General features: G+C 71.5%; 19 protein-coding genes and 2 pseudogenes. 8 read left to right on the top strand and 13 right to left on the bottom strand.

Annotated elements, in window-relative coordinates; translation table 11 throughout:
• Positions 1–112: 112 nt before the first annotated feature.
• Positions 113–838, bottom strand: coding sequence for a methyltransferase domain-containing protein (locus AB0C17_RS25000; RefSeq protein WP_357390648.1), 726 nt, complete (start codon positions 836–838; stop codon positions 113–115).
• Between the two features lie 289 nt (positions 839–1,127).
• Between AB0C17_RS25000 and AB0C17_RS24995 the strand changes: the two genes are divergently transcribed.
• The 5 genes and pseudogenes from AB0C17_RS24995 (at position 1,128) to AB0C17_RS24975 (ending at position 4,838) form a co-directional block, all read left to right on the top strand.
• A complete protein-coding gene (locus AB0C17_RS24995) occupies positions 1,128–1,331 on the top strand; it encodes a cold-shock protein (protein ID WP_013283833.1) in 204 nt (67 codons plus the stop codon).
• Between the two features lie 305 nt (positions 1,332–1,636).
• A complete protein-coding gene (locus AB0C17_RS24990) occupies positions 1,637–1,918 on the top strand; it encodes a hypothetical protein (RefSeq protein WP_357390650.1) in 282 nt (93 codons plus the stop codon).
• Between the two features lie 122 nt (positions 1,919–2,040).
• Positions 2,041–2,223: pseudogene (locus tag AB0C17_RS24985) on the top strand (NUDIX domain-containing protein); the annotation flags it as partial.
• A gap of 52 nt (positions 2,224–2,275) precedes the next feature.
• Positions 2,276–2,845, top strand: coding sequence for a nucleotidyltransferase family protein (locus tag AB0C17_RS24980; RefSeq protein ID WP_357390652.1), 570 nt, complete (start codon positions 2,276–2,278; stop codon positions 2,843–2,845).
• A 256-nt stretch (positions 2,846–3,101) separates the two neighbouring features.
• Positions 3,102–4,838, top strand: coding sequence for a tetratricopeptide repeat protein (locus AB0C17_RS24975; RefSeq protein ID WP_357390654.1), 1,737 nt, complete (start codon positions 3,102–3,104; stop codon positions 4,836–4,838).
• 58 nt (positions 4,839–4,896) lie between these two features.
• Here AB0C17_RS24975 and AB0C17_RS24970 read toward each other — a convergent pair whose 3' ends face one another.
• The 8 genes from AB0C17_RS24970 to AB0C17_RS24935 form a co-directional block, all read right to left on the bottom strand.
• Positions 4,897–5,445 carry a gluconokinase gene (locus tag AB0C17_RS24970; RefSeq protein WP_357390656.1) on the bottom strand — a complete coding sequence of 183 codons (549 nt, stop codon included), beginning with the start codon at positions 5,443–5,445 and terminating at the stop codon, positions 4,897–4,899.
• Positions 5,435–6,664 carry a D-mannonate dehydratase ManD gene (manD, locus tag AB0C17_RS24965; protein WP_357390658.1) on the bottom strand — a complete coding sequence of 410 codons (1,230 nt, stop codon included), beginning with the start codon at positions 6,662–6,664 and terminating at the stop codon, positions 5,435–5,437. Before manD ends, AB0C17_RS24970 begins: the two co-directional genes overlap by 11 nt.
• Before the next feature lie 25 nt (positions 6,665–6,689).
• Positions 6,690–7,643 carry a sugar kinase gene (locus AB0C17_RS24960; protein ID WP_357390660.1) on the bottom strand — a complete coding sequence of 318 codons (954 nt, stop codon included), beginning with the start codon at positions 7,641–7,643 and terminating at the stop codon, positions 6,690–6,692.
• A gap of 88 nt (positions 7,644–7,731) precedes the next feature.
• The gene (locus AB0C17_RS24955) at positions 7,732–8,355 is read right to left on the bottom strand and encodes a bifunctional 4-hydroxy-2-oxoglutarate aldolase/2-dehydro-3-deoxy-phosphogluconate aldolase (RefSeq protein ID WP_357480678.1); all 624 of its coding nucleotides are present in this window, start codon (positions 8,353–8,355) and stop codon (positions 7,732–7,734) included.
• Between the two features lie 5 nt (positions 8,356–8,360).
• Entirely contained in the window at positions 8,361–9,509 is a 1,149-nt protein-coding gene (dgoD, locus tag AB0C17_RS24950) for a galactonate dehydratase (RefSeq protein WP_357390664.1), read from the bottom strand.
• Positions 9,510–9,516: 7 nt separating this feature from the next.
• Positions 9,517–10,332 (bottom strand): carbohydrate ABC transporter permease, encoded by an 816-nt coding sequence (locus tag AB0C17_RS24945; protein WP_357390666.1) that lies wholly within the window; start codon positions 10,330–10,332, stop codon positions 9,517–9,519.
• Positions 10,329–11,276 carry a sugar ABC transporter permease gene (locus AB0C17_RS24940; RefSeq protein WP_357480675.1) on the bottom strand — a complete coding sequence of 316 codons (948 nt, stop codon included), beginning with the start codon at positions 11,274–11,276 and terminating at the stop codon, positions 10,329–10,331. The genes AB0C17_RS24945 and AB0C17_RS24940 overlap by 4 nt, the downstream gene beginning before the upstream one ends.
• 77 nt (positions 11,277–11,353) lie before the next feature.
• A complete protein-coding gene (locus AB0C17_RS24935; protein WP_357480671.1) occupies positions 11,354–12,640 on the bottom strand; it encodes a sugar ABC transporter substrate-binding protein in 1,287 nt (428 codons plus the stop codon).
• 136 nt (positions 12,641–12,776) lie between these two features.
• Here AB0C17_RS24935 and AB0C17_RS24930 point away from each other — a divergent pair, with 136 nt between their 5' ends.
• Positions 12,777–13,541, top strand: a complete 765-nt coding sequence (locus AB0C17_RS24930; protein WP_357390672.1) for an FCD domain-containing protein — start codon at positions 12,777–12,779, stop codon at positions 13,539–13,541.
• 101 nt (positions 13,542–13,642) lie between these two features.
• Here AB0C17_RS24930 and AB0C17_RS24925 read toward each other — a convergent pair whose 3' ends face one another.
• Positions 13,643–14,311, bottom strand: a complete 669-nt coding sequence (locus AB0C17_RS24925; RefSeq protein WP_357390674.1) for a response regulator transcription factor — start codon at positions 14,309–14,311, stop codon at positions 13,643–13,645.
• Positions 14,308–15,465 (bottom strand): sensor histidine kinase, encoded by a 1,158-nt coding sequence (locus AB0C17_RS24920; RefSeq protein ID WP_357471800.1) that lies wholly within the window; start codon positions 15,463–15,465, stop codon positions 14,308–14,310. Before AB0C17_RS24920 ends, AB0C17_RS24925 begins: the two co-directional genes overlap by 4 nt.
• Positions 15,466–15,633: 168 nt before the next feature.
• Between AB0C17_RS24920 and AB0C17_RS24915 the strand changes: the two genes are divergently transcribed.
• Both AB0C17_RS24915 and AB0C17_RS24910 read left to right on the top strand, forming a co-directional pair.
• Entirely contained in the window at positions 15,634–16,395 is a 762-nt protein-coding gene (locus tag AB0C17_RS24915; protein WP_357471803.1) for an ABC transporter ATP-binding protein, read from the top strand.
• Positions 16,389–18,818, top strand: a complete 2,430-nt coding sequence (locus AB0C17_RS24910) for an FtsX-like permease family protein (protein ID WP_357471806.1) — start codon at positions 16,389–16,391, stop codon at positions 18,816–18,818. The genes AB0C17_RS24915 and AB0C17_RS24910 overlap by 7 nt, the downstream gene beginning before the upstream one ends.
• Positions 18,819–19,255: 437 nt before the next feature.
• Here the strand turns inward: AB0C17_RS24910 and AB0C17_RS24905 are convergent, their stop codons facing one another.
• Positions 19,256–20,518 carry an ATP-binding protein gene (locus AB0C17_RS24905; protein WP_357480668.1) on the bottom strand — a complete coding sequence of 421 codons (1,263 nt, stop codon included), beginning with the start codon at positions 20,516–20,518 and terminating at the stop codon, positions 19,256–19,258.
• A 141-nt stretch (positions 20,519–20,659) separates the two neighbouring features.
• Positions 20,660–21,084, bottom strand: a pseudogene (locus AB0C17_RS24900) (hypothetical protein).
• Positions 21,085–21,144 lie beyond the last annotated feature (60 nt).

The following is a 21,144-nucleotide window of genomic DNA, read 5'->3' as shown; positions in this document are numbered from 1 at the left end:
CCACCCGCTTCGACAAACTCGCCGTGCGCTACGCGGCCACCGTGCACGTCGCCGCCATCAACGAATGGCTGTGACCGACTTCGACACAGGCCCTAGCCCTCCGGTGCCGTGGTCAGTCGAAGAAGCGGGCCAGGTGGGCCGACGAGGGAGCTGGGGCGTCCGCGGGCAGGGGAGTCAGGTCGGCGAAGATCGAGGCGCCGTCGCAGCCGACGTGCAGCGGATACCAGCGCGGCGTACCCGGTGGGCGCTGACCGCAGATCCCCTTGAACGTCTGGACGTCGAGCAGCCGTACGTGGGTCGGGTCGGCCACCGCGTTGACGTGCCGCCACCAGGGGCTCATCACGTGCAGCACCCCGCCGGGACGCAGCACCCGGTGGCACTCGTCGAACAGCGGCAGGAAGTCGATCAGGTGCTCGACGATGTGCACCGCGAAGAACACGTCCACCGAGTCGTCGCGCAGCGGCAGCGAGCCGGCCAAGTTGGCGACCGCGTTCACCCCCGGCGCCGGATAGATGTCCAGTCCCAGGTTGCCCGGCCACTGTTTGGTCGCGCCGCAGCCCAGGTCGACCACCACCGGCGCCCGCCCGGCCACGGTGACCCGGCACCAGACCCCGAGTACGCCGGAGAGCCGGCCGATCAGCTCCCGTACCAGCCGCAACTGTTCAGGGTCGGCGACCTCGCCGGTCAGGTGCGCCACCCCCCGGTCGAAGCGCACCTCGACTGCCGTCCCGCGCAGCCGCTCGTCGTGCCGGACCATGTCGGCCCACGCCTCGGCGAGGAAGCCGTCGGTCTGCCGGAGCCGCTCACCCGAGAGCGCGGTCTGCCCCATCGCCACCATGCGCCACCTCCGGCGGCCCGTTACCCCCGTTTCGCCCCGATATGCCCCCCGTCACGAACCGATCCCACAGGATCAACGTCCTCGTGCTGGCGTGACACCGACGGCGGATCACGTGGTACGGTAGTCACGTTGCAGTTTTGATTTCCGTAGACGTTTTCCGGCGCCTGATGGGGCATCTGAAACCCATCAAGGCGCTTTTCGTTTTTCGTGTCGTTTCGACGCGGGTGATCAACGCGGCGGCGTAAGGGTCCGCACAGTGCGGCCTCTGACAGCCTGCGAAGGAGCAGACATGACTACAGGCACCGTGAAGTGGTTCAACGCCGACAAGGGCTTCGGCTTCATCAGCCCGGACGACGGCGGCGCTGACGTCTTCGCCCACTTCTCCGCGATCTCGGCGAGCGGCTTCCGCAGCCTCGACGAGAACCAGAAGGTGGAGTTCGACATCACCCAGGGCCAGAAGGGCCCGCAGGCGGAGAACATTCGCCCGCTCTGATCCACACTCGCCGAACGGCGGCCCGACTGGTTCAGCGGGCCGCCGTTCGGCGTTTCACGCGCTCACCAGGGCATCGCGGCACTCGTCTGGTCTGCGGAAGGCCGACGCCGGGCGCTGATCTTAAGCATCGGTTCCTATCGCTAACGCACAGAATGCCGCCTCGCGGGCCAGCCTGACGGCGGAGGCACGTACGGTCGCGGTCAGGTGGAGCACACCATGGTCGGACTCCACGCGTTACCTCCTGATGACTGGCAGCCCGCCTGGACCCTGGTGTGTGCGGCGTACATCTTGAAAGGTTGGTGACTATGACGACGACCTACTCCGGTCCTGCGAAGCTGATCCTGGTCGACGGCGCCTGCATCTCCGGCATGGCCTCTCTCAGTACCAACCAGCGCGGAGGGCTCAACGGCTGGGGCGGCACGTTCCGGCCGGACGAGATCACGTCGGAGCTTCGCGACGCAGTCGAGGGCCTGCAACTGGAGTTGCCCTACGATCGGGTGGGGACAGTCGCCGTCACCGGCATTCGCAAGCTACTCGCGACGCAGGTGTTGATGTCGCTGGCAGGCCGCGGACCCGCACCATTCTGATCGTGCGCCGCCTGCCTGGAACCGTGCAGCGAACGGCAGTTCCTTCCGAGGAGAGTGCCCGCACCTGACTCGGGGCCGTCTTCCGGCACACCGACTTCAGCTATGAAGCGGCGGGCATCCAGGTGCCCGGCGGCAGCGTCCGCCCCGGTGAGGACCCGGCGGACGCGGTGCTGCGCGAGGCCCGCGAAGAGACCGGACTGACCGGCTTCACCGTCGTGCGCAAGCTGAGGGCGATCGAGTACGACATCAGCCCGCTCCGCTTCGAGATCCAACGTCGGCACGTCTTCGAGTTGGCGCTGCGCGGTCCGACGCCCGAGCGATGGGCGAGCCAGGAAGACAGAGGTAACCGGGGAGACGATGCGCGAGGACGAACTGCGGGGCCTCGTCGAGCGCAGCCAGTGGCTGATCCGGGCGCTGGGCGTCGTCCGGGACTCCGGCCTGCCGGACGCCTGGATCGGCGCGGGCGCCATCCGCGACCTGGTCTGGAGCGAGCGCTACGGCGACGGCTTCGACCCGTCGTCGGTGCGGGACGTCGATGTCGTCTTCCTCGACCCGGCGGACCTGAGCCGCGACAACGACGACCGGGCCACCCGCCGGCTGGTGACGGCCTGGCCGGAGCCGCCGTGGGAGGCGAAGAACCAGGCCGCCGTGCACACCTGGTACCCGGCGAAGTTCGGCGGCGGTCCGGTGGCGCCGTTGCGGACGATCGCCGATGCCGTTGCCACCTGGCCCGAGTACGCCACCGCCGTGGCGGTACGCCTCGACGCGGACGGCCGGATCGCGGTCTGCGCGCCGCACGGCCTCGACGACCTGCTCGACGGGGTGTGGCGGCGCAACCCGACCCGGGTCGGCCCGGAGATCTCCCGGCAGCGACTCGCCCGTCACCGCCCAGCCGAACGCTGGCCCGGTGTCCGCGTCGTGGTCTGAGCCGGCGCTCGAAGCCATGGGCTCCGGACCAACCTGAGGACTCTTCTTATTTGCATCGATAGGGATTACTCTCTGGGCCAGTCCTGGTGGATCACATCGGAGGTTCGTATGAGGAAGATGACCATCCGTCGCACGACCGCGCTCCGCCTGGTGTCCGGTGCCCGTCGGCTGTGGATCGAGTGGTGCTGGTAGCTGCCAGCCGGGCGGGCGCTCCCGGGCGCCCGCCTCAGCGGCGGTGGGCCCTGCGGTGACCGGCGTGGCGGAGCGCTACGACTGCCATCGTGACCACGGGCCGTACGCCGGGGTCTCGACCTTCCTCGGCCGGGTCGCCGCCGATCGGCCCCGCCTGGCGGCGCGGCACGCCGTCGAGCTGTACGCGATCGCCCCTCAGCTCGATCCGGCGGCCCGGCCGGCCGCCGAGGAGGAGCCGATCCGTTTCCACCCGGCCCGCCGGACCGCCTGCCTGGCCTACGGCGCGGCGGAGCTGGTGGCGGCCTGGGCCGGCACGCTCCGGCGGCCGGTGACCGTCCGGTTCGATCACGTCGCCAGCGCCGACGAGACGACAGCCGAGTTGCTGGACGCGCTGGTCCGCCGGCTCGGGCCGGCCCCGGTGCGCCTCGACCTGCGCGATGGCGGGGCCCCCGACCCGGCGCCCGACGAGCGCACCCCGCAGGCGTTGCGGCGGGCCCTGGGCGACAGCCTGGCCGGCGGCTTCTACCACCACGCGGCCCGGGTCGCCCGGCGCGGGCGGGCGGTGGTCACCCCCGGCGGCGACCTGCCGCACTGGTGGGCGTTCACCACCGGCCTGGCCACCGCGCTGGCGGCCCTGGACCGGGCCGCGGAGGCGCTCGACCTCTACGACGAGGCGCGGGCCGTCACCGACGACCCGAAGATCACCATGTCGGCGGCGTACGCCACCGCCATGCTGCACGCCCGGCACCTGCCGGCCGCCGACCAGGACCCGGAACAGGCCCGACTCTGGCTGGATCGGGCCCTGCACCTCGCCGCCGGGCTGACCGACCCACGCCGGCGGCTGCTGTCGACGGTCTTCTACGAACAGGGCCTGGCGCTGCTGGACAGCCGGGCCGGCCGGCCCGACCGCGCGCTGCGGGTCGTCGACGACGGGCTGGCCCGGCTGACGGCCGCACTCGGACCCGGCGAACGCCCGCAGCACCTGGCCCGGTTGCGCCACAACCGGGCGCAGGTCCACCTCGCGCTGGGCGACCCGGCCCGGGCGCTGGCCGACCTGGACACCGTGATCGCCCACGACCCCGACAACTGCGAGTACTACGTGGACCGCGCCGCCCTGTACCGGGCGGCGGGCCGGACCCGAGCCGCGATCAGGGACTACGACGCCGCCATCCGGCTGGGACCGCACCTGCCCGAGGCGTACTACAACCGGGCCATGCTCCACCAGGAGCGGGGCCGCCCCGGGCGGGCGCACGCCGACCTGGAGCGGGTGCTCGCCATCGACCCCGGGCACCTCGATGCCCGGATCGCCCTGGTCAACCTGCACGTGGCGCGCGGCGCGCTGGACGCCGCCGAGGCCGGCGCGCGGGCCGGGCTGGCCGGCGCCGCGCAGGAGCCCGCGCTGCTGTGCACACTGGGCCTGATCCTCGCCGAGCGTGGCCGGCCCGCCGAGGCCGACCAGCTGCTCACCCGGGCCCTGAGCGGGGACCCCGAGCTGGTGGAGGCGTGGACGAACCGGGCCGCCGTCCGGTTCGAGCGCGGCGACGTGACCGCCGCGCTCGCCGACCTGGACCGGGCGGTGGCGCTGTCGGCGGCCCCCGTGCCGCGTTACAACCGGGGCACCGCCCTGGCCCGGCTGGGCCGGTGGGGCGACGCGGCCCGTGACTTCACCGAGGCGCTCGCCCAACCCGGCCTGGACCGGGCCCTGCGCCGGGACCTGCGCGCGGAACTCGCCCGGTGCCGCCGGGAGCTGGCCGGCCCGCAACCGCTGTCACCCAGCCAGGAATCGGGACGGACGTCCTGACCGTCACCGGGTCGTGCTTCGACGACACGGCCGCGCCGGCCGGAGCCGGACCGCCGGGTCAGCCGGTGCCGACGGATGTCCGCCGGGGCAGGCCGAGCCGCTCGACCGCCGCGACGACCAGTTCCTCCGGTGCGGCGGCCACGTCCAGCACCACCCCGGGTTCGTCGGGCGCCAGATCCTCAAGGGTGGCCCGCTGGGAGTCGAGCAGACTGGCCGGCATGTAGTGCCCGACCCGCCGGGTCATCCGGTCCCGGATCAGCCCGGCCGTGCCGGCCAGGTGCACGAACTCCACGCCGGGCGGTCCCTGGCGCAGCACGTCCCGGTAGGAGCGTTTCAACGCCGAGCAGGCCAGCACCGTGGACACGCCCTCGGCGTGCCGGCCGGCCATCCAGGCCGCGAGGTCGCGCAGCCAGGGCCAGCGTGCCGCGTCGTCCAGCGGGACGCCGGCGCGCATCCGGGCCACGTTGGCCGGCGGGTGGAACTCGTCCGCCTCGGCGAACACCAGCTCGGTGAGCTCGCTGATCCCCCGCGCCACCGTCGTCTTGCCCGCCCCGGACACGCCCATCACCACCACGTGCCGGGTGGGTGGGCGGCGGTCACCAGTCATGGACCGTGCCGTCCTTGAGCCGGTTGAACGGCAGGTACGCCGGCTGGTACGGGAACCGGGCCGCGGCCTCCTCGTCGAGTTCCACGCCGAGGCCGGGCTGCTGTCCCGGGTGCAGGTACCCGTCGGCGAAGGTGAACGACTGCCGGAACACCTCGTCGGTGAGCGCCCCGTGCCGCATGTACTCCTGGATGCCGAAGTTGTGGATGGCCAGGTCGAGGTGGAGCGCGGCGGCCATGCCGACCGGGGAGATGTCGGTCGGGCCGTGGATGCCGGACTTGATCTGGTACTGGGCGGCGTAGTCGAGCAGCTTCCGCATGGCGGTGATGCCGCCGGTGTGGGTGACGGCGGAGCGCACGTAGTCGATGAGCTGTTCACGGATCAGCGTCTGGTAGTCCCAGACGGTGTTGAAGACCTCGCCGATGGCCAACGGGGTGGTGGTGTGCTGCCGGACCAGCCGCAGCGCCTCCTGGTTCTCCGCCGGGGTGCAGTCCTCCAGCCAGAACAGGTCGTACGGCTCGAGCGCCTTGCCCAGCTTGGCGGCCTGGATGGGGGTCATCCGGTGGTGCCCGTCGTGCAGCAGGGGCAGCTCGGGGCCGAACTCGTTGCGAACGGCCTCGAAGACCTCCGGCAGGTGCCGCAGGTACGAGCGGGTGTCCCAGTCCTCCTCGGCGGGCAGCGGCGTGCGCTGGGCCGGCTCGTAGTCGTAGCGCTTGCCGTCGACGCTGGGCTGGGCGGCCACGCCGTAGACGGCGTTGATGCCGGGCACCGAGGTCTGCACCCGGATGGCGCGGAAGCCCTGCTCCAGGTGGTGGCGGATGGAGTCGAACAGCTCGGGCAGGTCCCGCCCGGAGGCGTGCCCGTAGGCCAGGATCCCGGTCCGGGAGGCCCCGCCCAGGAGCTGGTAGAGCGGCATCCCGGCGGCCTTGGCCTTGATGTCCCAGAGGGCGACGTCCACGGCCGCGATGGCGGCCATGGTGACCGGTCCGCGCCGCCAGTAGGCCGAGCGGTAGAGGAACTGCCAGGTGTCCTCGATCTGATGCGGGTCGCGCCCGATCAGCAGCGGGACGACGTGGTCGGCCAGGTACGACGCGACGGCCAGTTCGCGCCCGTTGAGGGTGCCGTCGCCCAGCCCGGTGAGCCCCTCGTCAGTTGTGATCTTGAGGGTGACGAAGTTGCGGTCGGGGCTGGAGACGATGACGTCCGCGGCGACGATCTTCATGCCGATGCCTTTCTCAGGGGTGATGTCAGCGCAGCGTGCTGCCGGGCTGCACGTCGTTCAGGAGGGACAGTTCGTCGCGGCGGGGCAGCGACTCCCAGTCGCCGTTGCCGCCGACGGCGAAGGCGCCCAGGGTGACCGCGCGGCGCAGCCGCCCGGCCAGGTCGAGACCGTCGAGGTGGCCGGAGAGGTAGCCGGCGGTGAAGGCGTCCCCCGCGCCGACGGTGTCCACCGCCGTCACGGGCACCGCCGCCGCGTGCCGCACGCCCTCCCGGGTGTACGCGCGGGCGCCGTCGCCGCCGAGCTTCACCAGCACCGTCGACACGCCCCGGTCCAGCAACTCGGCGACCGCCGTCGGCTCGTCCGCGCCCGGCGTGCCGACCAGGTCCAGTTCGTCGGCGGAGGCGACCACGACCGTGGCGTGGCCGACGATGTCGGCGAGCGCGGCCCGCGCCGCGTCCCGGCTCCACAGTTTCGTCCGGTGGTTGACGTCGAGGCAGACCAGCGTCCCGGCCCGGGCGGCGGTCTCGGCCGCCCACCGGGTGGCCTCCCGGGCGCCGTCGGAGAGCGCCGCGGTGATCCCGGTCAGGTGCAGCACCCGGGCGCCGGCGGCCAGGGCGGGCCGCAGGTCCTCGACGGTCACCGCCGAGCCGGCCGAGCCGGCCCGCTGGTAGATCACCCGGGTCAGGTCGGCGGTCCGCCGTTCCAGGAACATCAGTCCGGCCGGGCGGTCCGGGTCGCGGACCACGTGCTCGAGGCGTACCCCCTCGGCGCGCAGCTGCCGGAGCAGGAACTCGCCGAGTTCGTCGGCGCTGACCCGCCCGGCGAAGGCCGCGCGGTGGCCGAGCCGGGCCACCCCGACGGCCACGTTGGCCTCCGCCCCGGCCAGGTGCGGGGTGAGCGCGCCACCGGTGACGATGGGCCCGGCCGTGCGCAGCGACACCAGGGCCTCGCCGAAGGTGAGCAGGTCGACGGCGGTCATGACGCGGTGGCCGGGTAGCCGCCGGCGCGCGGACGCGTGGCGGACGGGCGGGTGCCGCGCGGCCGCGCGGCGGGCAGGCCGGCGGCGCTCATGCGACGGCGGCGAGGTAGGCGCGGGCGCGCTGGCGCAGGGCGTCGAGGTCGCCGCCGGAGGCGGCGTCACCGACCAGCGGGCCGCCGACGCCGACCGCGATCGCGCCGGCGGCGAAGTAGCCGGGCAGGTCGGCCAGGCCGACACCGCCGACCGCCACGAACGGGATGTCCGGGAACGGGTCGCGCACCGCCTTGAGGTACGCGGGGCCACCCACCGACGCCGGGAACAGCTTGATCGCCGACGCGCCCAGCCGCATCGCCGTGTACGCCTCGGTCGGGGTGAACGCCCCGGCGGCGACGGGCAGGCCGAGCCGCGCCGCCTCGGCGATCGACTCGACCACAGCGGGCGTCACCACGAACTGCGCGCCGGCCGCCGCCACCTCGGCGACGTCCGCGGCGGTGAGCACCGTGCCGGCGCCGACCAGGGAGCCGGCCGGCGCGACAGCGCGCAGCGCCTCGACGGCCCGAGCCGCGTCCGGCGTGGTGAGGGCCACCTCCACGACCCGTACGCCCTCCTCCAGCAGGGCGGTGCCGGCGGCGATCGCGTCGGCGGTGTCGGTGCCCCGGATGACCGCGAGGATCCGGGCGGCGGCGAGTTCGGTGACGAGATTGACAGTCATGTTTTTCACCATTCCGCGTAGGAGCCGTCGGCGTGCCGCCAGGTGGGGCTGCGCCAGGCGTGGCCGCGCTTGTCCGCCGTCCGCACCGCGTGTTCGTCGATCTCGATGCCGAGGCCGGGCGCGGTGAGGCGCTCGACGTACCCGTCGACGAAGGTCAGCGGGGTCTTGTCGAGGCAGTAGTCGAGCACCTCGGCGCCGAGGTTGTAGTGGATGCCGATGCTCTGTTCCTGGATCAGGTAGTTGGGCGTGGCGAAACCGACCTGCAGGCAGGACGCCAGGGCGATCGGGCCGAGCGGGCAGTGCGGGGCGAGCTGGACGTCGTACACCTCGGCCAGCGCGGCGATCTTGCGGACCTCGGTGATGCCGCCGGCGTGCGACAGGTCCGGCTGGGCGACCGCGATGCCGGCCTGCAGCACCGGCAGGAACTCCTGCCGGTTGTAGAGCCGTTCCCCGGTGGACACCGGGGTGGTCGTGGCGCGCACGAACTCGCCGATCAGGTGCGAGTTCTCCGGCACCACCGGCTCCTCCAGGAAGAACGGCCGGTACGGCTCGAGCAGCGGGGCGACCCGCCGGGCGGTGGCCAGGCTGAACCGGCCGTGGAAGTCGACGGCGACGTCCCGCTCGTCGCCGAGCACCTCCCGGGCGGCGGCCACCCGCTGGACCACGCCGTCGAGCTCGGCGACCGAGGCGACCGGGCTCATCCGCCCGGACGCGTTCATCTTCACAGCGGTCAGGCCCGTCTCGACGGCGGCGCTGATCTGGTCGCGCACCTCGGCGGGCTCGTCGCCGCCGACCCAGCCGTAGACCCGGATCCGGTCGCGGACCGGGCCGCCGAGCAGCTGGTGCACCGGGGCGCCGAAGTGCTTGCCGGCGATGTCCCACAGTGCCTGGTCGAGCCCGGCGACGGCGCTGGCCAGGATCGGTCCGCCCCGGTAGAACGAGGACTTCGTCAGCACCTGCCAGTGGTCCTCGATCCGCAGCGCGTCCCGGCCGACCAGCAGCTCGCTGAGCTGCTCGACGGCGGTGCGGACGGTCTCGGAGCGGCCCTCGCAGGTCGCCTCGCCCCAGCCGACGATCCCGTCGACCGTTTCGACCCGGACGAACAGCCACCGCGGCGCGACGAGGAACGTCTCCACCCGTGCGATCGTTGTCATGGCGTCCTCAGCCCTTCGTGGCGCCGGCGGTGAGACCGGAGACGATGTACTTCTGCACGAACAGGGCGATCACCATGATCGGCAGAGTGACCACGGTGGCCGCGGCCATCAGGCCGCCCCAGTCGATGCTGGCGTAGCCGACGAAGTCGAAGATCGCCACGGGCAGGGTCTTCGTGTCCGCACCGGAGAGCACCAGGGCGAACATGAAGTTGTTCCAGGAGAAGATGAAGGACAGGATGCCGGCGGTGGCGACGCCGGGCACGGACAGCGGCAGGGTGATCCGCCGGAACGCGCCGATGTGGGTCAGCCCGTCGACAAGCGCCGCCTCTTCCAGGTCCTCCGGCAGGCTGTCGAAGAAGCCCATCATGATGTAGACGATCAGCGGCAGCGACACGAACATGTGGCTGAGGATCAGCACGGTGTACCCGCCGACCATCTGCAGGTTCGAGAAGACGTAGTACCAGGGCACCAGGAGCGACACGCCCGGGATGATCCGGGCCATGAGCACCACGAGCGCTGACTTCTTCATGTTGAACCGGCTCATCGAGTAGGCGGCCGGCACCCCGAGGACGAGCGAGAGCAGCGTGGCGGCGAACGCCACCCACAGGCTGTTGCCGATGAACTGCACGTAGTTGGCCTGCTGGAGCACGTTGTCGTAGTTGTCCAGGGTGGGCGAGAAGACGAAGGCCTTGCCGGTGTCGTAGATGTCGACGTTGGTCTTGAACGACGCGGCGATCATCCAGAGCAGCGGCGCGATCAGCCCCAGCACCACGACGGTCAGGGCAACCGCCCGGAAGACCTTGAACGGCTTGCCCGGCTTCATCGGTCCAGCCCCTTCTTGCGGTAGGTCAGGGCCCACATCACCCCGATGATGATCAGGAAGAAGATGATCAGGACCGTCGACGAGAGGCCGTACTCGTTGTAGTCGAAGCTCAGCCCGTACGCATAGACGTTGAGCGTTTCGACCTCGTGGAACGACCCGCCGCCGCGACCCTTTGTGGCGTAGAGGATGTCGAAGGTCTTCAGCGCGTCGATGCCGCGCAGCAGGATCGCGACGATCACCGTGGGCATCAGCAGCGGCAGCGTGACGTGCCGGAACCGCTGCCAGGTGCTGGCGCCGTCGATGAGGGCGGCCTCCTGCGGCTCGTCCGACAGCGACGTGAGGCCGGCGAGCAGGATCAGCACCACCATCGGGGTCCACTGCCAGATGTCGATGAACATCGTCGTCGGCAGTGCGCTGTTCTGACCGGACAGCCAGGGCTGCGGGCCGATCCCGACCCAGCTGAGCACCTGGTTGGCCATGCCGATGGTGGGGTCGAAGATCAGCCGCCACATCATGCCGACCGCCACCGGGGTGGCGACCAGCGGCAGCAGGATGGCGACCCGGACCCAGCGCTCACCGCGGAACGGCCGCCACAGCAGCAGGGCGATCGCCATGCCGAGCGCCACCTCGACGGCGAGCACGACGCCGGTGAACAGGACGGTGCGCCACACCGCCGGCCAGAACCGGTCGGTGTCGGCGAGCACGTCCAGGTAGTTCTGGAACCCGATGAACTCGCTCTCGGCGCGGACCGATCCCTCGGCGTCGGTGAGGCTGAGGTATCCGGTCCACGCCACCGGAAAGACGATCAGCACGGCGACGAACGCCATGGCGGGAGCCGCGAAGAGCCATTTGCGGTGCGCGTTGGCCCAGCGCGACCAGCCCGACTCCGCCGGGGCCGCGCCGGCCTTCGACGGACTGTTGACTGGTGTGGTGACGGCTGACATGAGGTCTCCGAGTGCTCAGGGCCGGGACCCGGCGCGGGGACGGCGGAGCCGGTAGGCCCCGCCGTCCCGCGGTCGGGTTACTTCGCCTCGTCGTCGAGGAACTTCTGGAACGCCTCGTTCGCCGCGTCCGCCGAGGCGGCCGGATCCTTGCCGGTGATCGCGTCGACGATCGGCTGGCCGACGATCTCGCGGGCCTGGGCGACCTTCACGACCAGCGGACGGTCGTGACCGACGCCGTTGTCAGTGCTGGCCGTGGTGGCCTCGGCGAGGTCCTTCGGGTAGGTGGCGATGGCCTGCGGGTTGGCCCAGACCGAGGCGCGGGCGCCGGGGACGCCGGCCTCCTGCTGCGCCAGCGACTGCTCCTTGCCGGCCGCCCACTCGATGAACTTCCAGGCGTTGTCCTTGTTCTTCGACTGGTCGTTGATGCCCAGCGCCCAGGACGGGATGTTGTAGGGCTTCGAGCCGGCCGGGCCGGCCGGGAAGGGCGCGAAGCCGACGGTGTCGGAGACCTTCGACTTGGCCGGGTCGGTGGCGTTCTTGTAGAGCGAGTTGGCCTCGGTGTAGAAGGCCGCCTTGCCCTGGGTGAAGATCGCCATGGCCTCGGACCAGCTCATATCGGTGCTGACGTTGTCCGGGCCGTGCTCGCGCAGCAGCCCGCCGTAGTAGGCGTACGCCTGCTTGGCCTGGTCGGTGTTGACCGCGGCCTTGCCGTTGGCGTCGACGAAGTCACCGCCGAAGCTGAACAGGAAGCTGGAGAACTGGGTGACGGCGGCGGCCTTGCCGGTGCGGGAGACGAAGCCCGCGACGCCCGGGTTGTCGGCCTCGACCTTGGCGGCCTGCGCCTTGAGCTCGTCCAGGCTCTTCGGCGGGGTGTCGAAGCCGGACTTCTTCAGCAGGTCCTTGCGGTAGTACAGCACCTCCGACTCGGTGATGATCGGCACGCCGACCACCTTGTCGTCGTAGGTGGTGGCCTGCACCGGGCCGGCCTGGAAGTCGCTGAAGTCGAAGGCGCTGTCCGCCTTGGACCGCTCGGTCAGGTCGGCCAGGTACTTGTTCTTGCCGAACTGCTTGCCCTCCTGCAGCGGCCGGTACATCATCACGTCGAGGTCGCTGGATCCCGCGTTCAGCTTGACGTTGTACTGGTCGGACAGCTGGTCCTCACCGAGCTGGGTGACCTCGACCTTCAGGCCGGTCTGCTTCTCGAACTCCGGCAGCGCCTTCTTGACGTTCTCCGTCCAGACGTGGTTCACCAGCGTCACGCGCACGGTCTTCGAACCGCCGCTGTCCTCTCCACCGCCGCAGGCGGCCAGGCCCATGGCGACCACCACGGCCAGAGACGTACCGATTATCGATCGACGTCGCACGCCATCTCTCCATTTCTCGTGGTCGCCGCCCCGGGGGAAGAGCGCCACAACGCTGTAACGTCCGCTTAACTACGGGATGCTAGGTCGAAAAAGCTGATTTATTCAAGGGGTTGACCGAACTGATATGATCGTTGGCGTGGAACCGTACTCCTCCGGGGGCGTCGGCACCCAGCCCGCTCCGGCCGAGGTCGGGTTGCACGCCCGCGTCCTAGAGCACCTCGGCACCGCCATCTGCGGCGGAGAGTTCGCCCCCGGGGCGGTCCTCAACATCGACGACCTGGTCGACCGGTACGAGGTCTCCCGCTCGGTGGTCCGCGAGGTGCTGCGTGTCCTGGCGTCGATCGGGTTCATCGAGACCCGCCGACGGGTAGGGGTGACGATCCGGCCCGCGCACGACTGGAACGTCTTCGATCCGCAGGTGATCCGGTGGCGGCTGGCCTCGGCCAGCCGGCTCGCCCAGCTCCGGTCCATCACCGAGCTGCGCACCGCCATCGAGCCGCACGCCGCCCTGCTGGCCGCCGAGCGGGCCGGTCACGACGAGGCCAGCGACCTCGTCGGCCTGGCGGCGAAGATGTGGGCCGCCGGCAAGGCCGGCGACGAGGAGCGCTTCCTGCGCCTGGACATCGAGTTCCACCGGCGGGTGCTGCTCGCCTCCGGCAACGAGATGTTCGTCCGGCTGCAGGACCTGGTCGCCGAGGTGCTCACCGGCCGGCACAAGCACCACCTCATGCCGCACCACCCGCACGAGCAGGCGCTGCGCCTGCACGCCGAGGTGGCCCAGGCGATCCAGCGGCACGAGGGCGAACGCGCCCGGCTGGCGATGGTGCAGCTCATGGAACAGGCGTTCGAGGAGATGCGGTCCCTCTGGGAGCAGACCGCCGAGCCCCGCGCGATGAGCTGACCCGCCCCGGCGGGTTCAAGCTCGGAGAACCGGCCCGTGCCGACAGGCCTACTACGCCAGCCCGAGCACGCTTGGTGTCTCTCCGCGGCGGGGCGACGCTCTCAGCGCAGGCCGCCCGGTCCGACCAGGCCCGTCTCGTAGGCGACGATGACCAGTTGCGCCCGATCACGTACCGCCAGTTTGGTCAGCAACCGCCCGACGTGCGTCTTCACGGTGGCCAGGCTGAGACCGAGGTGCCCGGCCAACTCCGCGTTGGACAGGCCCCGGCCGATCAGTGTGAGTACTTCCCGTTCCCGTTCGGTAACCCCCTCCAGCTGTCGTGGCAGCGGCCGGGCCGGCTCCGGCCGACGCGCGAACTCGTCGATGAGCCGGCGGGTCACAGTCGGTGCGAGCAGTCCCTCGCCGGCGGCCACCACCCGGATGCCGGCAAGCAGGTCCGCCGGTGGGGTGTCCTTGAGCAGGAAGCCGCTGGCCCCGGCGCGTAGGGCTCCGTAGACGTATTCGTCCAGGTCGAACGTGGTCAGGATGACGACCCGGGTGCCGGCCGTGGCGGGGTTGCCACAGATCCGCCGGGTCGCCTCGATACCGTCCATCTCTGGCATCCGCACGTCCATCAGCACCACGTCCGGCCGGTGTTCGGCGGTCAGAGCCACAGCCTCGACGCCGGTGCCGGCCTCACCGACCGTGGTGAGGTCCGGGGCCGAATCGACCAACAGCCGAAAACTGCCGCGTAGCAGCGCCTGGTCGTCGGCGATCAGCACCCGGGTCACGCGGTCGCCCGGTAGGGCAGGCTGGCCGTCACCGCGAAGCCGCCGCCGGAGCGTGGCCCGGCACGGAACTCGCCCCCGTGCAACGTCACCCGTTCCCGCATGCCGATCAGTCCGTGTCCCTCCCCGCCGATCAGGACCGGACGGTCGCCGTCGTCCATGACCTCGACCCTGACCTCGCCGGGCGTGACGGTCACCGTCGCCCGGCAGACGGCCGGTGCCGCGTGCTTCACCACGTTTGTCACCGCCTCCTGCACGATCCGGTACACCGCCAGGCCCACTGACTCCGGCACCACGCCGGGCGAATCCTCCCGACGTACGTCGAGCCGTACGTCGACACCGCCCATCGCCGCCTGCTGCGCGAGTACGGGCAGCGCGTCCAGCCCGGGCGGCGGGGCGTACGGGGTGTCCTCGCGCAGCGCGCCGAGCACCCGGCGTACGTCGGTCAGGGCGTTGCGGCCGGTCTCCTCGATCACCCGCAGGGCGGCCCCCGCCTCGCGGGGATCGGTGTCGGCGACGTGGTTGGCGACGGCCGCCTTCACCACGATGAGGCTCAGCGTGTGCGCGACCACATCGTGCAGCTCGCGGGCCACCCGCAACCGCTCCTCGGCGGCGGCTCGGCGGACCAGGTGCTCGCCCTGGCGGGCGGCGACGCCCCGTCGCTCGCGGACCAGCCAGCCGATCATCCAGGCGGGCGCGATCATGGCGGCGGCGTAGACGACCCCACCGGTTCGCGACCAGAGGTCGCTCTCGGTCAGCGCCAGGGCGACGCTCACCAGCGCGAGGCAACCGGCGGCGCAGAGCATCGACCGGGGCGTACGTGTCGACACGGCCATCGTGTAGAGGGACAGACCGATGGCGAGCCCCGGAGCGGCAGCGGCGTAGCCCGGGATCACACCCGTGATCAGTGCGACTGCGGCGACGGAGCTGATCACGACGGCGACGGTGATCGGCCACCGCCGCCGGACGGCCAACGGCAACCCGAGGGCCATCCCGACGAGCACCGACACCCAGAGCGGTTCGCGCACCCCACCGTGCAGCGGTGACTCCAGTGCCGCGTACGGGCCGAGCAGCGTGCCGATCGCCAGGGCGAGTACGGCGTCCACGGCGGCCAGTTCCGCCGGTCGCAGCCGCCGGATCGGCAGGATGGCGGTCACCTGCCGAAGCGTATCGGCCGGCCGGCCGGGCCGCGTCCACCTGCGGTCGGTCATCCTCGGGTACGACGTCTGACGCTTTCCGATCCCCGGATCCCCTCAGGGGCGGGTCGAAGAGTGTCCACACCGGCACGACGCGCCGCACCCGCCGTGACCGGCACCCTGGCGGTCATGACCACACAAACGGTGATCCTCACCGGGCTGCGCGCGGTGTACGGCACCGGAGCCCGCCGGGTGGCGGCGCTCGACGGCGTGACGACCAGCTTCGCCAGCGGCACCTTCACTGCGGTGATGGGCCCGTCGGGCTCGGGGAAATCCACCCTGCTGCATTGTGCGGCCGGGTTGGACAAACCGACAGTGGGGACCGTCGAGATCGACGGCAGGCGCCTCGACGATCTGGGGGAGGACGAGCTGACCCGGCTGCGCCGCGACCGGATCGGCTTCGTGTTCCAGGGGTTCAACCTGGTGTCCACGTTGACCGCGGCGCAGAACGTCGAGTTGCCGCTGCGGCTGGCCGGGCGCCGTCCCCCGGTCCGGGACGTCGTCGCCGCGCTCGACGCCGTGGGACTGGCCGGCCGGTCCGGGCACCGGCCGAGCGAACTGTCCGGCGGTGAACAGCAACGCGTCGCCGTGGCCCGGGCGTTGATCACCCGCCCCGCGGTGGTCTTCGCCGACGAACCGACAGGGGCCCTGGACAGCGCGGCATCCCGGCAGGTCCTCCGGCTGCTTCGCGCACTCGTCGACGATCACCGGCAGACGGTCGTGATGGTGACCCACGATCCCACCGCCGCCGCGTTCGCCGATCGGGTCCTCCTGCTCGCCGACGGTCGCGTCGTGGACGAGATGACCGGCGGGATCACCGCTGCGGCCATCGCCGCGCGGATCGCCGAGGCGGAGATCACGGCGGGAAGCGCCGTGGAGCCGTCGTGCTGAGCGTCCGGCGGTCGGCCGGCGCGTTTGCGGCCGTCGCCATCGGCGTCACACTGGTCGCGGCGGCCACCCTGCTGCTCGCCTCCGGCCGCCCGCGGGTGCCCGACCGGCTGGCGAACGCGGCGGTCGTGGTGCAGAGCCCCGAGGCCGGTGCGCCGGCCGACTCGTTCGCGCCCACCCGGCCATGGTCCGCCGCCAGGTCGGCGGAACTCACCAGCAGGCTGGCCGAGGTGCCGGGCGTCACGGCGGCGGTGCCCGACCGGACCTTCTACGCTCAGGCGCTCGTCGACGGCCGGCCCCCGGGCACCGATGCACAGCGGGAGGACGCCCATCAGGGGCACGGCTGGTCCAGTGCCCGGTTGGGCGGACTCCGTCCCACCGCCGGCGAGCCGCCCCGGCGGGCCGGCGAGGTGGTCGTCGACCGCACGCTCGGGCTGCGTCCCGGCGGGCCGGTCACCCTGCTCACGGCGGCGGGTGCGCAGCCGTACACCGTCACGGGTCTGGTCGATGCGCCCGGCCTCTACGTCGCGGACGAGGTCGCGGCCGTGCTCGCGCCCGGAGTCCGGGCCATCGGCCTGCTCGTCGCACCGGGCGCCGACCCCGAGGTGGTTGCCGATACGGCTCGCGGTCTCCTCGGCCGCGACGGGCGGGCGCTGACCGGGGACGACCGTGCCGCGCTGGAACCCCGGGGGGATGCCCGTACCCGCTGGATCGGCATGCAGGTGCTTACCGCCACGGCGGCTCTCGCCGGCTTCGTCACGGTCTTCGTGGTCGCCTCCACCTTCGCGTTCACCGTCGCGCAGCGCCGCCGTGAGCTGGGCCTGCTGCGCGCCGTCGGCGCCACCCCGCATCAGGTCCGCCGCATGGTGTACGCCGAGGCGCTCGTCGTCGGCGCCTCGGGCGGGACTGTCGGACTGCTGGTCGGCGGTGGGCTTGCGCCGCTGCTGGGCCCGCTTCTCGTCGACGCCGGCTTCGAACCGTCGAGCTTCCGGGTCGGGTACGAGCCCTGGCCGGTCGCGCTCTCGCTTGTCGCCGGGCCGGTGATCTCGCTGCTGGCTGTCTGGTCGGCCTCGCGCCGGGCGGCGCGGGTTCGACCGCTTGAGGCGTTGCGCGATGCGGCGGCGGAGCAGCGACCGATCGGGCGGCTGCGCATCGCCACCGGCGCGCTGCTCGTCGCGGTGGGGGGCGCGCTCAGCGTCGGGACGGCGACCGCCGACGAGGCCCGCGTCGCGGCGCAGTACGCCCTGTACGCGGTGATGGCCTTGGTGGCCGGTGCCACCGTGCTGGCGCCGGCGGCAGTCGGCCCGGTGGTGCGGATGCTGCGGTCGCCGGTGCGCCGACCGGGTGGCGCGATCGGGATGCTGGTCCGGGCCGGGGCGTTGACCGCGACCCGGCGGACAGCCTCGATCGCCGCCCCGGTGCTGCTCACTGTCGCGTTCGCGGTGCTGGTCTCTGGAATGGTGCGCACCACCACTGCTGCCTACGCGGCGGGCCGGGCCGACAACGTCAACGCCGGCTGGGTCGTCGTGCCCGACCGCGCGCCGGGCCTGTCGGACCAGGCCGTCGCGACGACCGGGGGTGCCGCCCTGCTACCGACGACGGTCTTCGATGCCAACCCGGACTCGTCGCCGGAGAACCGGCCACTGACCGCGCTCGGCGTGGACCCGGCGGGCTTCACCGCCGCGAACCGGGCGCTCACCGTCGTTGCCGGCTCACTGGATGACCTGAGCGGTGGTGACACGGTGGTCCTCCCCGCCTCGGCGAACCGGCAGCCGTCCGAGCCGTACGCGCTTGTCTTCGCCGATGGCGAGCGCGTGTCGCTGCGCGTCGTCGCGGTCGTCACCGACGACTCGATCCCCGGCGACCTGCTACTGCCCCGGTCGCTGGTGCGGGCGCACGACCCCTCGGCGCTCACCTCCGCCGTGTACGTCCAGGACCGGGTCGATCCTCCGGTCGGAGCGCGGATCGTCGACGTTTCGGCGTGGGCGGCCGAGGCGGACCGCGCCGAGGATCGCCTCGTCTGGCTCTTCACCCTGCTGCTGATCGGTGTGTCGGCCGGCTACGGGGCGGTTGCGGTGGCGAACACGCTGCTGATGGCCGCTGCCGGCCGGGTGGCTGATCTGCGGCTGATCCGGTTGGCCGGTGCGACCCGGAAGCAGGTCATGTGGCTGGTCACTGCCGAGTCAACCCTGGTGGTCCTGATCGGCGCGCTGCTCGGCGGGGCTGTCGCCCTCGTCGGTCTGCTGAGCATCCGTGCCGGCCTGGCCGAGCAGGTCGGCGTACCGGTCGACCTGGTGGTGCCGTGGCCAGTGGTCAGCGGGGTGGTGGGGCTCTGCCTGCTCCTGGCGGTGCTGGCGAGCGCACTGCCGACCTGGCGGTCACTGCGTCACCGTCCCGCGCGGTCCCCCGTCGGCGTCTTGGGGTAAACCCTGTACATCGTCCTTCGGATGGCGGTCGGGCCGCTACCCGCCCCCTGACGCGAACCGGGTTCGTATGCTCCGGGTGTGCTCCTGGGCTGGGAGAACGGCGGTCCGGGCAACGTGGGTGAACGCCTGTCGCTCCCTGCCACCCCAGGTGAACCCCCAGGTCGCTAGACTGGGCCCTCGCGCCCTCGTAGCTCAGGGGGATAGAGCATCGGTTTCCTAACCCGACGCTCCGTTTGTGTCCGCAGACTGATGACCTGCGGATTTTCTCTTTCCAGGGTCCTGCGCCGGTCGCACGTGCGCGCCGCTGTGATCGCCTGCGGAAGCTCAGCGAAGTGCGTAAGTGCTGGTCAGCTCTACTTTTCATCGACCGTCGTAGTTGTCTACTGCGACGTGCTGCGCTCGGCTCGGCGTTGGGTCGCGTCCACTCTGGGCCGAGCTTACTCTCTGCCCGAGGCGGAAACCTGCCATAGGGCGCTGACCGGCATGGCGCGGAGTTTGTCGCCGAACGGCAGCGTGGCGGTTCCGGTATAGAGGACGATGCCGACGATGAAGTCGTCGCCGAGGCGGTCGGCGAGTCGGCGTAGGCCGCGGAAGTCGTCGGGTCCGACGGTGCTGGCTGCTTTGACCTCGATCCCGACCACCTGACCAGCTCGGTTCTCGAGCACCGCGTCGACTTCGTACCTGCTCTGGTCGCGGTAGTGAGACAGGTCGACGAACTGCTCGGACCAGGTGAGCTGCCGGGACAGCTCGGACAGCACAAATGACTCGAGCAGCGGCCCGAACGGTGCGCCCGGCCGGAGCAGTGCCCGGGCGTCGGTCGCGATTTCGTTGGCGGCGATGCCCGAGTCGACGAAGATCAGCTTTGGCGCGGCGGTGGCACGGGTGCCGAGGTTGCGGGACCAGCCGGGAATCCGTTTGATCAGGAAGATCTCTTCCAGGGCTTGGAGGTAGCGGACGATCGTCGGCCGGCTCAGTCCGAGGGCGGATTCGAGGGAGTTCGCGGCGATGATGGTCGCGGACCTGGCCGCGAGGAGGCGTACCAGCCTGCGTAGCTCGCCCTTGTGCTGGATGTCGGACAGCTGCCGGACGTCGCGGTCGATGAGCGCCTGGACATAGGCGTCGAGGAACCGTTGGCGGCGGCGCGGGTCGGTGCGGGCGGTGGCCTCGGGTAGGCCGCCTCGCACGATCCTAGCCGCGTAGTCGGCGCGGGTCACGTCCGACTCGTGTCGCAGGTTCGGGCCGAGCGCGAAGACGGCGTCGATAAATCCGTCCAGGGCTCCGTCGAGTTCGCCTTGGGAAAATGGCCAGAGCTCGACGGTTTCCATCCGACCAGGCAGCGCGTCCGGCGCAGCCACCATGCCGAACAGCCGAGACGATCCGGTGAGCAGGTACCGGCCAGGACGGGGATCCTCGTCGACGGCAGCCTTGATGGCCAACAGGAGCTCCGGAGCGCGCTGGATCTCGTCGATGACCAGGAGTTCGGAGGAGTCCACGAACCCGACCGGATCGGCGATCGCCGCCGCCCGGTCCTGAGCCCGATCAAGATCGCGGCGCTCGGCCAGACGATCGCCGGCAACGAGGCGGACCAGGGTGCTCTTGCCCGCTTGGCGTGCCCCGCTGATCAAGACGACGCGGGTGTCCGCCAGAGCAGCGTTGACCTGCGCGGCAGCGTGGCGGGGGACTAGATGCGGTGTGGGCACGGCGTCATCATAACCGCCGCATTTTCGATCTGCGAGGGCGGTTGCTTTCGATTTGCGGCACCCGAAGCGTTCGATACGCGGTCATTCGATGTTCGATTTGCGGGCCAGGCGAACGGGGCGGTTCGTGGAAGGGGTCCACCGCTACGTCGCGTTGCTGCGAGTCGGGGCTAGTTCGGGGAAGGCGTCTTCCCAGTGCTGGCGGAGCTGGGTGGCAGCCACAGGGTGGGCCAGAGCCGCCGCAGCAGGTCGGCATTGAGCCAGGTGTGCAAATCCTCGACCGTACTGGCTTCGGTGAGCACCACCTTGTACATGCTGGCCAGGCGCGTGGGCCGGTTCAGGTCGTACTCGGCGTGCCCGGACCAGTCGAGGTGACGCGGAAGCGTCACCGCGCCGTCGGTGGGGCCGTGCAGCGCGGCAAGGGTTTCGGCCACCACGTAGGGCTTCCGGTTTCCGTAGGGCTGGTAGTCCGCCCGCAGCTGTTCGTCCCGCTCGGTCAACCCGGCCGCCCGCGTCGCCTCGTACCGGGAGACAACCGCCTGCAGCTCATCCTCCGAGAACCGGCCCATGGCCGTTAGCCTGCCATGTTAGGCCCAGCGCGCTTGGCTTCTGTCAATCTCTTTAACCGG

Source organism: Micromonospora sp. NPDC048887 (assembly GCF_040649715.1).
Classification (GTDB): Bacteria; Actinomycetota; Actinomycetes; order Mycobacteriales; family Micromonosporaceae; genus Micromonospora.
Note: the sequence above shows the minus strand (reverse complement) of the source record. Positions and strands in the feature narration are given on the sequence as shown.

Coding starts and splice junctions, on each gene's coding strand:
- AB0C17_RS25000 (WP_357390648.1), bottom strand. CDS start 838: ATGGTGGCGATGGGGCAGACCGCGCTCTCGGGTGAGCGGCTCCGGCAG.
- AB0C17_RS24995 (WP_013283833.1), top strand. CDS start 1,128: ATGACTACAGGCACCGTGAAGTGGTTCAACGCCGACAAGGGCTTCGGC.
- AB0C17_RS24990 (WP_357390650.1), top strand. CDS start 1,637: ATGACGACGACCTACTCCGGTCCTGCGAAGCTGATCCTGGTCGACGGC.
- AB0C17_RS24980 (WP_357390652.1), top strand. CDS start 2,276: ATGCGCGAGGACGAACTGCGGGGCCTCGTCGAGCGCAGCCAGTGGCTG.
- AB0C17_RS24970 (WP_357390656.1), bottom strand. CDS start 5,445: ATGACTGGTGACCGCCGCCCACCCACCCGGCACGTGGTGGTGATGGGC.
- manD (WP_357390658.1), bottom strand. CDS start 6,664: ATGAAGATCGTCGCCGCGGACGTCATCGTCTCCAGCCCCGACCGCAAC.
- AB0C17_RS24960 (WP_357390660.1), bottom strand. CDS start 7,643: ATGACCGCCGTCGACCTGCTCACCTTCGGCGAGGCCCTGGTGTCGCTG.
- AB0C17_RS24955 (WP_357480678.1), bottom strand. CDS start 8,355: ATGACTGTCAATCTCGTCACCGAACTCGCCGCCGCCCGGATCCTCGCG.
- dgoD (WP_357390664.1), bottom strand. CDS start 9,509: ATGACAACGATCGCACGGGTGGAGACGTTCCTCGTCGCGCCGCGGTGG.
- AB0C17_RS24945 (WP_357390666.1), bottom strand. CDS start 10,332: ATGAAGCCGGGCAAGCCGTTCAAGGTCTTCCGGGCGGTTGCCCTGACC.
- AB0C17_RS24940 (WP_357480675.1), bottom strand. CDS start 11,276: ATGTCAGCCGTCACCACACCAGTCAACAGTCCGTCGAAGGCCGGCGCG.
- AB0C17_RS24915 (WP_357471803.1), top strand. CDS start 15,634: ATGACCACACAAACGGTGATCCTCACCGGGCTGCGCGCGGTGTACGGC.